General features: G+C 55.3%; 10 protein-coding genes. 5 read left to right on the top strand and 5 right to left on the bottom strand.

The window, feature by feature from the left end; all coding sequences use genetic code 11:
* The 5 genes from QZ862_RS02220 (at position 1) to QZ862_RS02200 (ending at position 8,740) form a co-directional block, all read left to right on the top strand.
* On the top strand, positions 1-2,628 hold the full coding sequence (locus QZ862_RS02220; protein WP_296097224.1) for a hypothetical protein: 2,628 nt from the start codon (positions 1-3) through the stop codon (positions 2,626-2,628).
* Entirely contained in the window at positions 2,629-4,617 is a 1,989-nt protein-coding gene (locus QZ862_RS02215; RefSeq protein ID WP_296097222.1) for a hypothetical protein, read from the top strand.
* Positions 4,617-6,596, top strand: a complete 1,980-nt coding sequence (locus QZ862_RS02210) for a hypothetical protein (RefSeq protein ID WP_296097220.1) — start codon at positions 4,617-4,619, stop codon at positions 6,594-6,596. Before QZ862_RS02215 ends, QZ862_RS02210 begins: the two co-directional genes overlap by 1 nt.
* Complete coding sequence (locus QZ862_RS02205) at positions 6,593-7,126, top strand: hypothetical protein (protein ID WP_296097218.1); 534 nt, start codon at positions 6,593-6,595, stop codon at positions 7,124-7,126. The genes QZ862_RS02210 and QZ862_RS02205 overlap by 4 nt, the downstream gene beginning before the upstream one ends.
* Before the next feature lie 207 nt (positions 7,127-7,333).
* Positions 7,334-8,740, top strand: a complete 1,407-nt coding sequence (locus QZ862_RS02200) for a site-specific integrase (protein ID WP_296097216.1) — start codon at positions 7,334-7,336, stop codon at positions 8,738-8,740.
* A 36-nt stretch (positions 8,741-8,776) separates the two neighbouring features.
* Here the strand turns inward: QZ862_RS02200 and dcm are convergent, their stop codons facing one another.
* From dcm to QZ862_RS02175, 5 genes are all read right to left on the bottom strand, one after another.
* On the bottom strand, positions 8,777-10,729 hold the full coding sequence (gene dcm, locus QZ862_RS02195) for a DNA (cytosine-5-)-methyltransferase (protein WP_296097214.1): 1,953 nt from the start codon (positions 10,727-10,729) through the stop codon (positions 8,777-8,779).
* A 381-nt stretch (positions 10,730-11,110) separates the two neighbouring features.
* Positions 11,111-12,259: an SAVED domain-containing protein gene (locus QZ862_RS02190; protein ID WP_296097212.1), complete on the bottom strand. Its 1,149-nt coding sequence runs from the start codon at positions 12,257-12,259 to the stop codon at positions 11,111-11,113.
* A 55-nt stretch (positions 12,260-12,314) separates the two neighbouring features.
* Positions 12,315-12,785 (bottom strand): Mov34/MPN/PAD-1 family protein, encoded by a 471-nt coding sequence (locus tag QZ862_RS02185; RefSeq protein ID WP_296097210.1) that lies wholly within the window; start codon positions 12,783-12,785, stop codon positions 12,315-12,317.
* On the bottom strand, positions 12,766-14,484 hold the full coding sequence (locus QZ862_RS02180) for a ThiF family adenylyltransferase (RefSeq protein WP_296097208.1): 1,719 nt from the start codon (positions 14,482-14,484) through the stop codon (positions 12,766-12,768). The genes QZ862_RS02185 and QZ862_RS02180 overlap by 20 nt, the downstream gene beginning before the upstream one ends.
* A complete protein-coding gene (locus tag QZ862_RS02175) occupies positions 14,481-15,692 on the bottom strand; it encodes a nucleotidyltransferase (protein WP_296097206.1) in 1,212 nt (403 codons plus the stop codon). The genes QZ862_RS02180 and QZ862_RS02175 overlap by 4 nt, the downstream gene beginning before the upstream one ends.
* Between the last annotated feature and the right edge of the window lie 59 nt (positions 15,693-15,751).

The following is a 15,751-nucleotide window of genomic DNA, read 5'->3' as shown; positions in this document are numbered from 1 at the left end:
ATGGCAACGCTCCTGCAAAAGCGGCTCGAAGAAGAGCTACTTGGTGATCAGGAGCGAGGAACGATAATTTGGAACGAGCTCGGGCAGGTAAACCGGGCTGCTTATGCGCAGCGTCTAGGCGTCACACGCCGCGCCTTAAGCCAAGAAATCTTACGGAGGTTCGACGCGTGCGGACCTCGAATACCCCACGTCGAGAGTCTCTTGAGGTCACTGCTTGACGACGACCTCAAGAATGGCGTCGTGGTTTTTTCGAAACCAGGCTTCATAAACAAAAGGCACTATGCCCGGCTCGCGCAATGCACCAACACGCAGTACTACAAGGCGCTATTCGAGGAGTACGAGACGAAGGCTGGCGGGCTTCGAACTGCTACGGCGCTGGAGGAAATGCTCTCCGGCGACTACGAGTGCGGCACGCTTAAGTTCAGCCGCGGCGGGAAAATCGACCGAACGACTTATGCCCGTGCGCTCGGGGTTCAGAAGTCTGCCCTCACAAACTATTTACAGATGTTTGCGGTTTTCGAGGAGCGGGTTGGCGGCGCCAAGCGATACCGCGACGACGACCTTCGCAAGATGGCCGACTGGCTGAGGGAAAGCCACCTTGCCGGCAAGCTTCGGTTTCGTGCAAACGGTAAAGTCGTCAGACAGCAGTTCAAGGACGCCTTCGGAATTACGTACGGCGATTTCGAGGTTCGCTTCCCCGAGGTAGGGGCACTAATCGCTCAGTATGATGTTCAAGGGGTGGCGTCCCTGGGTTCTGACATTATCAGAATCGACCCTGCGCTTGCAGTTGGGCAGGGCGTATCGCAAGGTTTACTAGAGTCTGCGTCGACCAAAAGGGCCGATGTTGACCAGCCCTATCGTCGAGCAGAATTGCAGCCTCACGGTGACGAGGGCTGCGGAGATATCGTTTCTATAGGTGAGGTCAATCCGAAAGATATCCGGGAAGACCACACGCTGACTGCTGTAGACGACGAAAGCGGCGAACTCGATCACGAAATTGATGCTGTTACTTCGAAATTCGAGGTTTTGGATGCGCAGGCTGAAGACCCTGTCATTTTCGTCTCTGATCTAGCGGGGGCGAATACGGGCCAAAAGCAGCCAAGCGCGCAACATAATTGTCCAGATAGACCAATTTCATTAGAACCGATCTCGGACGCCACCGGACCAGAAGAAGAATACGAACACCAGGATCTTTCAGGGCCGTTGCTGGTCTACTACCCTAGGCTCAAGCGGCACCAGTTTTACGAACAACATAGTGTCGCCGCGAGGATCGTTTCGTTGCTGAACGAGTTCGTCCTCGGCCCCGGACTGCCGAAGAGCGTCGACGGCACCCTCAACAGAAACGAGCTGCTACCTCTCTTGCGATTGACCCGTGCGGAGCTACTTGCCCACGATCAGATTGTGACGGATTACGATGTCGTCACGCGGTTCAAGTCGCGGGAATCTCCGGTCACCAGTCTAAAGCCGTTCGCGACCTCCTCGGATGAGCTTGTCGCTAAGCACCAGTCTTACGAGCCCTTGAGCGCGTTCGGCCGCGCAGTTGCGGTTCTCGATGGGATGGTGGACGCTGGAACTTTTCCGCGTATGGCTGGCGGACCGGACTACGGAGCCTTAGCGAAGGCTCTCGGCATCAGGGCATGGTGTCTAGACCCTTACAAACCTATCATTAACGACTACGATCGGCTCGATCGAGCACGAACTGGGTCTTCCCAACGCTTCGTGCGACGGGCCGCGCATGATGGTTCGAATGTCAGCAGCCGCACCTTTAGTCCTGTCGACCAGACACCGACCCCGACATTAAAACCTAGTGAAAAATCATCGCTCGCGACAAATGAATCGACGTCGAACCAGCACACATTGCCGACACGATCTTTCGAAGCACAGCCTGAGCAGTCGCAGTCAATTCCGGCTCCTGCAGATGCTCAAGGTAGAGAGCGAGAATGTGGCGCCACGCCTACCACTGACAAAATCGATGAGATCCACCCGGATTTGAGAAAGCATCAATACTACGACACCCACACCACACGAGGCCGTCTCGTCGCCGTACTGAACGACGACCTACGCACGGGCGACATCCCGCGGAGCCGCGGTGGGAAAATAGATCGTCGGCGCCTCTGCTCCATGTTCGGTTTTTCGATCACCGGGATGAATAATTACCTGGACATAATAGAGGACTACGAGCGGGCCACGGGAGGGTTGGCCAACGTCCACCAACGACGAATACCCGAAATGGAGGCGTGGCTTAGGTCGGAGATGGACAATGGAACTCTGGAAGTGCGTGACGGCAAGGTAGAGAGAAAGGCCTTCCATAAACATTTCGGCCTAGCTGAAACTAAGACCGTTCTTGTCCGAAATCCAGAAATCTTGGAGTTGGTCGAGAAGTTCGACAATCTCATACAGACCACAGGCTACTTGCCACAGCAACTTAGAAACGAAGTTAGGGTTTTACGAGAGACTCTGGCGTCAGACCCGCCGATATTTAAGACCGGCCTATCATATGATCGAACCAAGTTGGCGAAGCTTACTGGCATCCCTCGCGGCAGGATCTTGAGGTCGCCATTCAGGGAGGTTCTTGATGAGGCCGACGCAATTCTAAAGCAGAGCGTCGAAAATGATCCGCTTTGCTAATTGTTGGGAGGACGCCTTTTCTCGTTCAGCGATCTGGCGGACGCGGGATGGTCGGCTGGCTTTCTGGCAAAACTAGCGAAGACATTCCAGCAGGTCTACCAAACGAAGCCCGCAAACGAAGCGAAGAAGGCGTACAACGTGTTGAAGGAACTGTTGCGCTTCGTCGGTGCGTCTGCCGATCCATCATGCAGCGGTATTCGGGCAGCTTTGAACAGTGGGCATCCTCGGTCTGCGCGCGCCAAAGACTGGACGCTCGGTACGCAACTTTATGCAAGCTGGTTGGATAATAGAGACGATCACCACGGAGGAACGGCCAAAACCAAGTTGATGACGGCAACTAACGTGCTTCGTCATCTTGGGAATGCAGGCGCGCTTCCTGAGCTTGAAAGCCAGTTGCGGTCGAAAGGTGAGGCGTCGCAGCACCGTAGAACACTCGCTCAGGAGCCTCACAGGGAAGGGGTTGACGATTACTTGGCCTTCGCAACCGCGATGCTCAGAGACGCTGCAAAGCTGCGGGAGATCGATATCGACGATGGTTCAGAGACGGGATTTTTACAAACTCTTCGCATCGAGCTAAGCAAAACATCGCCTACGAACGACGACACCCCTTCAAGCTTGATCCTGAGGGTCCTGAAGAGGAGGCTGGCCGCGATAAAAGACGCGCTTGGGGTCATCTACATGAACTGGCGCGCGCATTGGGAACGAGGCCAGATCCTGGTTCAAAATGGAAAAAGCGTGGGCGATGATTGGTGTTCGCTACTGGTTTCCGGATCGCTGAATAACCACACTCGGAAGATCAATCTTCGTAATCTGTTTCCGTTGGACGATCGCGACCGTGCAACTTCAAACTTTATCAAACTGCTTTCTGACCATTTCAACGGAATGTTCCCAGAAAACGAATACGGAAATGGGCCATATGGTCAGTTCTTTAACAAGAGGGCGCTGGAGCTGGGAGGAAAGCTAAACCTTCAAGCCTTCATTCATCCACATAACGACGCAGTAGCAGCGGTTGCCCTCCTGACAATCTGCGAATCAGGATTGAATGTGGCGGTCGCGCGCAGCCTTTTCACTGACGCAATGGAGGCATCGACGATCACCGGTGCAACGCACGTCACCGGAGAGAAAGCTCGCGCGCGCGGCAAGCCCATCCATGCCCATCTCGACAACCGATCGCATGCAATGATGGGAATGAAATGGTTACTCGACGCTTCATCTGGCGTTCGTTCGCTGCTCTCATCCGACGAGCAAAAGCTGTTGTTCGTGACGCTGGCTAAGGCTTCCGGTCCCAAGCAATTGGAAGAATTCTTTCTCAGGGATTTCTTAAAACGGGTTGTGGCGGAGATACCCGAACTCGCCGGCTTGAACGTAACGCCTGCCATGCTGCGTCCCACCGTCCTTCTTATCGCGGCGCTCGAAGGCGACGGCGGTCTGCGCGTATCCGCAGCGTTGGGACAGCATGGGGACAACGTCAATCAAGGCTACAGCAACCATCCTCCTACGCGCTTCAACCGTGATGAGGAAGTCCGCAATTTCGTGGATAGTTTGGAGTTAGTTGCGTTCCACATGAACGAGGACGTTCAGGAGTGGCTCGGGTACTCCAAAACGGAGATGGAAGGCAAGGTCGACGACGTCATGGAGACAGGTCTCGGCACATTCTGTCGCAATCTGCATGGGCGTCCCGGTAACGAGGGGGCCAAGTGCAAGACTTTCGATTGCTGGAACAGTTGCCCGCAAATGATTTTCATCCCCCGCAAGAAAGAGCTTGTTCTGCTTATCATATGGAAGGCGTCGCTGATCGAGGCCGAAGCGGAGTGGGTCCGCGATCGTCCCGAGCGATGGTATGGTCTGTGGTTCTATTGGCTCGAGTTTATTGCCGCAGTCGAGCGCAAAATCCTTAAAACCTCGATGGGAAAGCTGTGGCGCGAAGCCCAAAAGCTGGCTGGAGAAGTGATGGCGCACCCGAATTTCAAGCCACGGAGACCATATTGATGGCACTTAAGGTCGCAGGGATTACCACCACGTCCAAGCCACGGGTCTTGCTAAAGCGTACCGCAAAATGGCTGGCCAGCAGCTACGAGGAAACCTCTTGGGAAATAGTGGACACCGTTGGCGAAGGCAAAAATGAGATCATCGACTTCTATGTGAAGCTTCCCAACGGAAGGTATCTAACGGAGGAGCCCGAACTTTACGCGACTGTGAAGGAGCTCACGTTCTGGATCAGGGAATCATCCTTCACGCGTATCGACGACGCCGCCCGGCACAAGACGTACGGCCTCGTGGCCACACAGATCGCATGGGGGCTAGTTGCTCGAGGGTTCACGTCCTTTGCCCAACTGGGGAAAGATGACGTCCATAAGATATGCGAGGATAGCGCAAGGGGAAAGGACGGCATCACCAATGCCTCGGTTCTATTGAAAGATCTCCTTGATAAATTTAAGTCCTGGGACGAGGTGCCATCGAAGTTTGCGGCGGGGAAGCATTTCGATTTCGATCGCGTTGTCTCTGCTCTCCACATTCCCGACCGGTGGGATCGCGCCCCATTGCGTCGCGAGCTCGCATATACCACGGCAAAATTGAATGGTCAGACGCTGCTGCGCGTCGGGCCTAAGCAGGTCACCGTCCAAAATGTGCACCTCGTAACGACGATTTTCGAAGCGCTGTACAAGCTTCGGCATCATATGGAATCGTCGTCGTTGTCCGTCGATCCATTTGATGATGGAGCCTCGGCGATGGCCAATAGTCTTGGCGCAGGTACCGAGCCCACACCGATAGCACCGCCAGATCTTGTTCTGAAGTTCATAGAAAGCTCGGCCGATTATCTGGTCCGCCATGCTCGTGAGGTGACGGCACGGTACATGGTAATCTGGAACTCGTTTGGGACCGAGGCTTGGAGTCCTGACCAAGCCGCGGAGATGAAAGCTCGAGTTAAATCGCTCGCCGGAGCAGCGTTTGTGTTGATCGCGGCATTTACGGCGCGGCGCCTTGAGGAAATCAACATGCTTCGCCGCGATTGCCTAAAGGGCAGCGATGCGGAAGGCTGGTGGCTTAACGTCTACATTCAAAAGTCTGAAAGAAAATGGACCTGGATCCCGATCCCAAGGGTCGTCGCGCGTGCCGTAGATTTTCTGAAGGGCTTGGACGTAGATGACCCCGCGGACGATCAGAAACTGTTCACGCTGAACGATCCTATAACTGGGAAGAGGATCAAGCTGAACCACCGGATCAAGGGACTTGCGGCCAAATTTGGCGCGGACCGATACGTTCGCCGGAACGGCGTCGCCGTAATGTGGGACTGGACACCTCGACAGTTCCGCCGGTTCTTCGCAGTCGTGTTCATCTATCGTTGGTTCGGCAAGAAGGAAACGTTGGCTCACCATCTCAGGCACTACGATCTTCAGACCGCGAACGACTATCTTAGGCTCGATCCCGAGACCTCGGATATTTGGCTTAAGGAGATTGCGAACTACAAATCATTCCTGGCCGAGAAGGTCGCTGCAGACGATCGGCAATTTGTCGGGCCGATGGGCGAGCGCCTCCAAAAGCATATCGACCGAGTTCGCCGTATGATCGATCAAAATCTGATGATCGTTCCAGAGGAAAAGGCAGAGGTCATCCTTAGGTTGATGAACAAGCTACATCTGGTGGTGACGGTCAAGCCGTGGGCGACATGCTGCTGTCCAAACACTCAAGGCGGCTGCGAGCGCGCGGCTTGTCGGAAGGATACAGTATATGTTCCCGGTTCGACAGGTCCGGACTTCGTTGCGGCCGGTCCGGCGATCTGTCCCGGATGCCCTTGGGCGCTCATCTCTGAAGGTAACATTGATTACATCGAGTTGGAGCTCGAGGAGTTGACGGAAAGCAATGCGCAAGTTTCGGGCGCCTTCGCGGAATTAGCGTCCGAGAAGATCGTTATTCTCTCTCAGTACCGGGAATCCTTGAGGGAGAATTTGGCCGGGAGACGCGCATGAGCCAGAGCCTTTCAACCCGAATAGCAGTGCGTATCGAGCTCATCGCTAGATGGCTGAAAGAGGGTATTCCGAACGACCTCGGAAAAATTCCGACGACGTTGAATGGGTGGCGCGAATATCACAATCCCGACTTGGGGGTGACGCGGATCGGCTCGAAGACAAGTTTCACCACCACCCATGCCAAGTTGGGCTCGCAGGTGCTGAGACTGCAGGGGCTGATAGAGAACCTCAAAGAAGCTATCGACGCGGAGGCAGACAAGAAGCGCTCGGACGCAAAAAGGCGGCGAGTATACAAGCCAGAAAGTGCCCGGCGAAGGCTGTCGGAGGCGGAGCGCGACGCCGCGCTTAAAGACCTCGCAACGGTAACGGGCCACTGGCATCAGGCTCGTCACGAACTAGAACGTAAAAGCAAAGAGGCGGACGAGCTCAAGACGAGTGTGCTCCAACTTAATGCGAAAGTCGACGAACGAGACGATCGCGTCCGCTATCTACTCGAGCGTCTCCGCACCGCTGGTATCCGCGAGGTCTGAAAGATGAGCTTCGATAAATCTCTGGCGGAGCTTCTCGCCAGCAATTTCAACGAACAGGAGCCGGTATGGACGAAACGCGGGGTTTGTCGAAGGTGGGTTGCCTCTCTCGTCGGCTGCCGACCAGGAACTCTCAGCTCGAACTTCAGGCTGCGACGGATGATACGGGAATGGGAAGCACGTCACCTGAAGGCGCCGAGGCTTGTAGACGTGAAGTTCGCGGTGGAATCAGAAGACAATGTAGTTCCATTTCGGCGCAACAACGAGCTTGAACGCATCGTTTGGGCGACCGTAAAGCTCCACAAGAAACTCTGGTCCATTCCAACCATCGTTTCCAAATCGGGTGAGCAGTATTACAACGACTGGTTCCGCTATCTTGTCATCAAGAGGAAGCTTGAACCCAACTCAGTCTGCGAGACCGCCAAACAGGTGCGGCAGTTTTTGTCGTTCTGCAGCCGGAGAAAAATTCGCCTCGACGAGGTCGATGACGACGTGCTCATCGCCTGGCGTGAAGAGCTATGCGACACCGGAACCAAAATGGCTCGTCGCAATGTTCTTTTGCGGACGATCCACGCCTTTTACAAATGGGCTGCCCAGCAAAAGATATTCAAGTACATCGTCCAGGTGGACAGGTACAGCAACTACCCCGAGCCCATGCTCGATCATGTGTTTAGAATATCTTCGGAAGAGATAATTGTCGTCACCAGCCGTGGGTACAAGCGTGTTCACTGGGTGTGGCCGTTCTTGGAACACGGAGCCGGCGCTCGCTATGGACGGAGACACACGCCCACATTCGAGGAAATTGATCGTATCTACGCCTTCACTGACGTTGAGAAGCATGGAATCCGAAATGTCCTCATCATGAACTGGGCTCTTCGAACCGGAGCTCGTGTGAGCGAAATCCTCTCGCTTCAGCTCAAGGACCTTCCTACGGAGGCACACTATTCCGAGATGATTGAAAAGGACCAATGGATCGTCAAACTGAAGAAGCGAAAGTGGCGCAAGGAGGGTGGCGTTCTCTATGTGCCTGCGGATCTTATCTGGGATACATTGAACTACGTCGACAAGGAGAGACAGAGGATCGTCACCTCGCGTGGTGCGAAGGGCGGGGGCGCCCTGTTTCTTTCAGAGCGCGGGACACCACTCGTCACCGACAGCGTCACCAGGATCTGCAATCGGCTCTTCAATGCGGCTGACGTACAGCGGGCGAACATTCACCGGCTTCGCGCGCGCTTCGCTCAAAACGTCGTCGAAATCGCTTTGAATCATTTGGAGCAGGCGGGCATCACTCTGGACCCGTCTTCGGGTTGGCATGAGACGGCCTTGATCATCGCCGCCGAAATGATGGGGCATAGCTCTCCCCGTTCTCTTCAGCCTTATCTCCATGACATCATGTTCCGACGCTCCGAAATCGCACGACTGAAGAGCCAGGGCGCGGTGATCAGGGTAGAGGAGGACAGAGAGTCGGAGAAGGCTCAACTTGTGTTGCTCGGAGAGCGCATTTCAACGCTGTTGCGTGACGGCAAAGAGTCCGAGGCTCGCCAAGTGGCGCGCCGTATATCCAACTCGATCGACAGAAGGCTTCTGTGGCAGGACCCGGTCGCGATGGCGGCGTGATGGGTGGTCGGATCCTATGACTAGCACTACGACGGACTATGCGCTTGTAAGAAGGTTTGCTGAGGCCTTCCGATCCGAGCGCGAACTTGGAGGTACGATTTCGTACGGGAGTGGTCGCGAGCGTAGCATCGTTTCATAATTGAATTCAACGCCCTGAATTGCCGAGTAGACCGCCAATCCTATCGCTTGCGACACTCTAGGAACGACGGCGTTCCCGATCTGCTGGGCTTGCGACGCATTTTCGCCGACTACCACCAGGTCGTCCGGCAACCCCATAAGACGAAGCTTCATTTCGATGGTCAACCCTGGCATGAAAGCGTCTCCGCTGAGCCTGGCTAACTCGTCGGTAGGAGGGCCAGCAGAGATCCTGCCAACCGCGATTTCGCGACGTCCCCAACGGTCAGCTTCCTTTTCTTGCGGAGTCCTCTTTTCGCCAGTGATGGTAGAGGCCAGCGCCCCGATCTCGATCTTGCGGCCGCGGACGATCACCTGGGTGCGGCGCCGGTCAGCCCACGCCGCTGCCTCCGACCAATTACCCGCAGCCATCTGGTCCGCAAGCGCATCACCGAGCGTCGCGCGCCATTGAGGAAGCGAAGGCGGCGGGCGGAACCGCGCCATATACTCCGGACGCAAGCCGACAATGAAAACGCGCGCACGTTCCTGAGCTATGCCATAGTCCTTAGAGTCAATCGACACGACGCGTACTTCGTATCCTGCATCCGCGAAACTGGCGAAGAGCGACGCCCGATGATCGGCGTGCTTGGCGTCTAGGAAACCTTTGACGTTTTCGAAAACGAACCCCTTCGGTTTAACTGCATTGACAATCTTCACAGTCTCGGGAAACAGGTCTCGCTGATCGTTCTTTCCGAGTCCGCGGCCGTTGCGGGAGTAAGGTTGACATGGGACCCCGCCGGTAACGAGATCCACGTTCTCACAATAGACGCTGCAGTCCACCAACTTTATATTGGCTTCGATCACGTTCCAGTCGTCTCGATTGGCGCGCATTGTCGCGCTTGCGTCGGGATCAATCTCGATGAGCGCCACAGGGTCGAATCCGGCATGCTCCATTCCCATTGCCATCCCGCCCAAGCCTGCGCACAACTCCAAGGAGCGTAAGCGCTTCGGCGTCGATGTCAGATCTGTCTCCCGGAAGGGATGGGTACGGTAAAGCCAGTCCGATCGAAGAGGGCGCCTGGTGAGTACCTGAAGCGCGGATATTATCTCCGCGAACTCGAAGTCGCCTGCCTGCTCGTTGAAGCTCCAGCCTCCAAGATGCGAAAAGCGTCCAGTCGAAAAGCGCTTCAATGCTGTGTAGGCCCTGGCGATCCAGCGATGCGTATGACCACCTGAGCCGAAAAGTCGCTCGAAAGACTCGAGTAATTTTGCGCCTCCCAACTTCAGCAGTTCGTAGTCCTGGAGGTAGACATCATTTTCAAGGTATCGGGATCGCCGAGCGAGCCGCCTGGAGCGCTGGTGCAACTCCATCGCCTTCTTGATGAAGATTGCTACTTCTTCCTCAAGCGTAGATAGAGCCGACGAGCTGTAGCGCCTGCTTTCGCTTGTTATCGCGGCCTTGCGTTCCCGCTCTTGGGCGACGACGAATGGAGTGGTCTCATAGCGCCGACGACGTCTCAGCGCGGCTATGTCTTTCGTACCAAGATGCGCCCCAGCGGCGATGTTGGTGAGCGCTTCTGCACGGGTATCCTCATCTAGCGCCACCAACGACTTCATAACCGAAAACTGCACGCGACCGGAACGCAGCACATCCTCGGCGCCCTTCAGAGTTCTAGAAACCTTCACATAGACGCCGAATTCGGCAGATCCAAGTCCGCAGCTAGTCTTGAGGAATTGGCGCGCTTCACGGGTGGGGGTGTGCTCGATCAGGGCGTGGACCTCGGCCGCAATTTCGAGCTCGCGATCGGTGATCTGCCTTCGCAACGCCTCGATCCGCTTCGTTGCTTTCGTGAGTGCGTCAGCCGTAGTGTTCATCCGTCACCGTTGGTGTTTCAATAGGAAACGTTTATCGAGAGAATATTCATTCTCCGGAAATAGAGATGATAAAATGCAAGTAGTATTGCCCCATAACTACTTCAGGAGTGGTTTTAGTAATGGTCCCCATGTTCCCTTCTCGGCCCGAGAGCATGCGTATTCTAGGATACGCTCCGGGCGCTACCTCGGTCTAGAACGGAACCCGAATCCCGAAGAACTCGCCAACGCACTCTCGCAAGAACTCGATGGTGCATAAGGTGGCGCCGAGGCTATGTGACTGTGAACTGTATGAGGAGGTATTGGCAAACAGATGAAGGATGTCGGACCGTCCCTATAATTACAGCGTCGAACGTGAAATGCTTGAACAGAGCAGAGTTCTGCTCAGACTTGTCCTGCCTCACCCCCTATCAGAATTGTGGGGACAAAGGCCTGCGCTGTTCGGTTCTGATCATAGATTTTCATCGCGAGATCCGCTTTCGGCATCCAGACGCGCCCTGTCTCCAGCGCTACCGACGCGGGTACTGCAGGGAACACATGGACCATGACACCCTCACCATGGTGAGCTTTAATCTTGTCGAAGAGGTTGCGCAGCAGCTTCTTGTACGCAGCTAGGTCGTCTTTCCTGCGCATGATGTCGTTTCCGGGTTGCTCACATGTGATTGACCAGATGGCCGTGTTCTGCCCCAACAAGGAGGTGATCCTGTCATCATTCACAATAGCGCTCAGAGCCAGCTTTAGCGCAACCGGCACTTTCTTGCTCCCATTATATTCCGCGACTTGGTAGCAAATGCGCGGTTGGTCAGGAAGCCACTTCCATGTGTCTGGCTCTCGGTGTTTCTGATGTACTGAGACGGGAACTATGTCTCCCAAGAGCGTACCAAGTCGGATGAGCAGCGGTTGCGGTGCCAGCGCAAATACACTGAGCTGACGGATCTCCCTCTGCTCGATGCGCTCCTTGATCTTGCGTGCGAAAAGGCGCTCCAAATTTTCGTTTTGCTCTGTCCAGTAGGCCTGTTCGTGATCCTTTCGCTCCGATCCGATCAGTTCGATATCGATCGTCCGGCCCTCCGCGGGATGGTGATCCGGCGGCATAGCGCTGAAGATCGCACGGGTCGTCACCAACGAGTCGCGTTGTCCGATATTGGCGGCGAACCGCACTACGTGAGCGACACGATCGACATCCATGTTGGTGACAATCTCGATCCGGTCCTCGTGCTCCGCCTTCATTGCTAGGAGGACATCTTCGGGATAGTCAGCCAAATAGTCGACGTCGATCGCCTTGTGATGGACTGGACACATCAGCATTAGGTTATCGATGTCCTGCGCAAGCAGAGGAGACCTAACTGTATCTCCCCTAGGTCCGCCTGGCTCGTCGGCCACCACATGTGCTATGTAGCCGAACTTGCCCGTTTTTTTCCCCGAAATGAGGTCGCCGATCAGAAGCTTGTTACATCCGCGGAACTGACATCTCCCTCCCGCCTTCGCCCAAAGAGCATTAGCAACTTTTGCTGGAATTGGCGTCGACGACATGGTCCCTCCTGTTCCGTACTGCCCGCGACACCGTTAAAACTTAACTTCAAAACGATTACGGCTCCGGGTCATCGATCATTTCTACAGGCTGCGGCACCCGACCGCGCATGAATATGTATGTTCCTACTTGCATCATCACGAACATCCGCAGCCTAACAATCATCAAGACTGAGAAATCGATATTACCGCTGTCCTCGACCATCGCCTGCATCGTCACTATATCCGTCGGGCTCGGTTTTACTGCGAAGCTTGGATGGGAGTGCCACTCTCCTAGATAGTTGAAGCGACGGAAGTTGTTGCCATGCTTCTCGAAGAAAGCCTCCAATGCTTGGGCGTGCAGCTCCGGCCGACGCTCAAAATAGTCCTTATCGCCGCCCTTCGGATCCACAGTGACATCTACAACCCGAAATCTACCCTCGCCGTCCAATTGTTCAGCAAGCAGCAAACCGCCGGTTTCCTTGTTCCCTGATCGGAACAGCTCCAAGCAAATCTTCCTGCGGACAGAGCTAGACAGAGCAACTTGCATCCTGGTCCTGTTCGGGGAAGAGAAGGGACACGAGTTCTTTCAGCTTTGATTCGTCGGGGGACGATCCTCCGACCCATCCGTCAGTGCCCGTGTAGGTGATGGGATGTGTGTCGAAAGGAGCTGTAAATATCCAACCTTCGGCAAGGCCGATCGCATATGCCGGCGCGGGAAACTGGCTTCCGCCTCCTCGAAGAGTGTCTATAGCCAAACGTGCGAGGTGGCCGGCGATTACGGAAACATCTGCATCGTCAGCGATCAACGGCGGCTGATCCGTCCTTGAAACGCCATAGTCCACATGAATCGATAACGGTTCCCACTCAACATTCTTATCCTCGCACCATGTGAGTATCTGGCGCCGCGCGAGGTCGGGTGAAGGATCGTGTCCTGGTCGAGATCGAGCCACTATCCCGCCGATCCCGCCGCTAAAGATCTCAGCCCAGATCATGGCCCGGCCCCTAAACCTAGCAGCGGCTGCGGCGAGGCCAAAAACGGTGGCATCCGCTGTAGCGTCGATAATCAGGTCGCATTTGGAGAGTGTTTCGAGCGCAGTGGCCGTCCATTCAGAACTCTCCTGACCGCCAAGATTTACGATTTGCACTGCGATATTCGCATTCGGCGCAATTTCGCGAAGCCGCGCCCGTAGTACCTTCGCCTTGTGAGCACCGACACCACGCCAGTCCAACTCATTCCGGACCAAGTTTCCAGGAGTCAGAATGTCGTCGTCAAACAATTCAAGACTTCGGGCACCCGATCGCACCAGCATTGCCGCGGTTCTCGATCCCAGGGATCCGCATCCTATCAGCGCGATACGCTTGTCGGCTAGCGTTGAGTTTGCCACGGGTAGTCGCTGTTGGTCGGGCCCGATTACGAATGTCGCGTAACCGTAAACACGGACGCCGCCTTCCGCTTTGCGAACGGCCATCGCCAACCATGCGGTCGCGTCATCCACAAGCAGGTAGGTGGCAGGCGGCCATTCCGGGTACTCTTCGACGACACATACGGCCTCAAGAATGAAAGCTAAGGTCTCTTCGTTAGCTGGACCTGGAAATGTCAATCCCCTGCGAACGCGGATCGCGGTACCTTTGTAATTAGAGGAGGTCGAAACTGGCTTACCTTGTTGCCACATTCTCTTGTCGCTAGTGCCAACAGCCGTAAGATGCGCCACAGCAGCTTCACCGTATAAGTGCTCCTCTATCTCGATCGGTATTTGGTTGTCATCCTCCAAGAGTTGCATCAAACGTAATGCTTCTTCAGGAATGACCAGTCTCAGATAAGTTCCGCGAAGTCGCTGGCCTTCTGATACCGCGTGAACTGAGATGACCTCCTGGCCGTGAGATCCTCCACTCTCGCCGACCAGCAGGCGATGAGCACTTTCGATCATCATTGAGCCGGTGCAAGTGATCTCCCAGTTATCTGGGCGATACTCAAGACAAAGCTCGCCCGACTGACCGTACTGATGTCCGGAGATACGTTCTCCGTCCGCATTGAACACCAAGGGAGGAATCGAGGGAAAAAATTCTGGGTAGTGCATTGTGAGGCGCCATCTGGAATGCGCATCGACAATCTCAAAGTCAAGTAACAGCTTCAATCCATCAAGTCGCCACCGCACATTCTGTAGCCAATCAGCCGATTGCTCTAACCGGGCAATTTCAAGCCGTTCAGACAGACCTCGGTCGGGATCTGAAACCCACCAAATCATTTGCTGCCGAAGCCTGCGGGCTTACCTGGGATGCGGGCTTGGGCGGGGAACGATGGCGCAGCGGCGGCGGAGGTTGCGACGGTAGCGGGACGGAGTAGCGACGCCGCCGGCTTTGGCGCCGCGCGATCTCTCGCTCTCTCTGCTAGACCACGACCTATGCCGAGCGCCACGGAGTCGGTTATTACCTGACTGCTGCTCTGCTGGGCAGCGTATAGGAAATCTCGCCTTGCCGCTTCCAGCCACTCGAAGAAAGCAGCGCGACGTTCCGGATACTCGGCCCACTTGTCGGCAAAGTTCTCAAGGGGGTCAGACGGATTAGGAATACTGTATTGGAAGCCATCGAAGCTGATGAAGCTGTTCATATTCGTGAGGATCGAAACGAGGGCCTGGCCGATCGTTTCTTCGCCCCCGTATGCGTGCGCCGACAGGGTAGTGAGGATTACCGAGATTGGTTTCACATCCTTACGGATCGCAAACATTTGGTCGCGGTGCCGTTTCAGGATCATAATTGCCTGTTGTAACGGTGTCACCACACGATACTCAGGGATGCTTTCCACGCTTGCATGGAGTGCTTCGGCGAGTTGACGTCGCTTTCGCGTAAACGCGACAGCCATACGCGAGCGAAACCAGTTGGCATAGCCCTTCGGATTAGATCGCGGCCACTCCGTCGTTTGCTGATAGAAAAGAGGGTGTTTATTGTCCGTGATGGCTATCGCGCTCCCGGCCCACTGCGCGTCAAGCCCCCTCGTTTCCAGCAGCAAGCGCGTAGCGGTCCCGTTAGGCAGCGCCGGAACAATGTCCATGTGAAACTGGGCGCCCTCTGCATACTCAAGCGTCCAGCAACGACGGCCTTCCCCGAGCGGCTTTCGCATTGATTGCGCCACGCGATATGATTCAATCTCGACCCGAAGCATTTCTTTGAGCGAATACTGAGTCAAAGACCCCTTCGTGAGGGAGGCCAGCTCGCAAACGGAGTCAACATCATACTGACCGTTTTCGTCGTCTGGTCTGATAACGGTACCCAGTCGAAACGAGCCTTGGGAGTAGACCTGCGGATCGTACTGCCTCACGGTCGATGCCTCACGATGCAGCCAGGCACCCAAGGATTCGTACCGGGCGACTGCTTGCTCGTATCTGCTGGGCGAGATGGTAAGTTCGTCTGCCAGTGCTTCAAGATAACCTTCGGCTTGTTTGGTTATCGTAATCATAAGCGCCCCATTCTGCTGACCGATTGACAAGCACGCCCTCAGAGCTTGCTCGGACGTGC

The sequence above is a fragment of the uncultured Agrobacterium sp. genome (assembly GCA_913777615.1).
Taxonomy (GTDB): Bacteria; Pseudomonadota; Alphaproteobacteria; order Rhizobiales; family Rhizobiaceae; genus Agrobacterium.
This window is presented reverse-complemented; position numbering and strand designations above follow the sequence as displayed.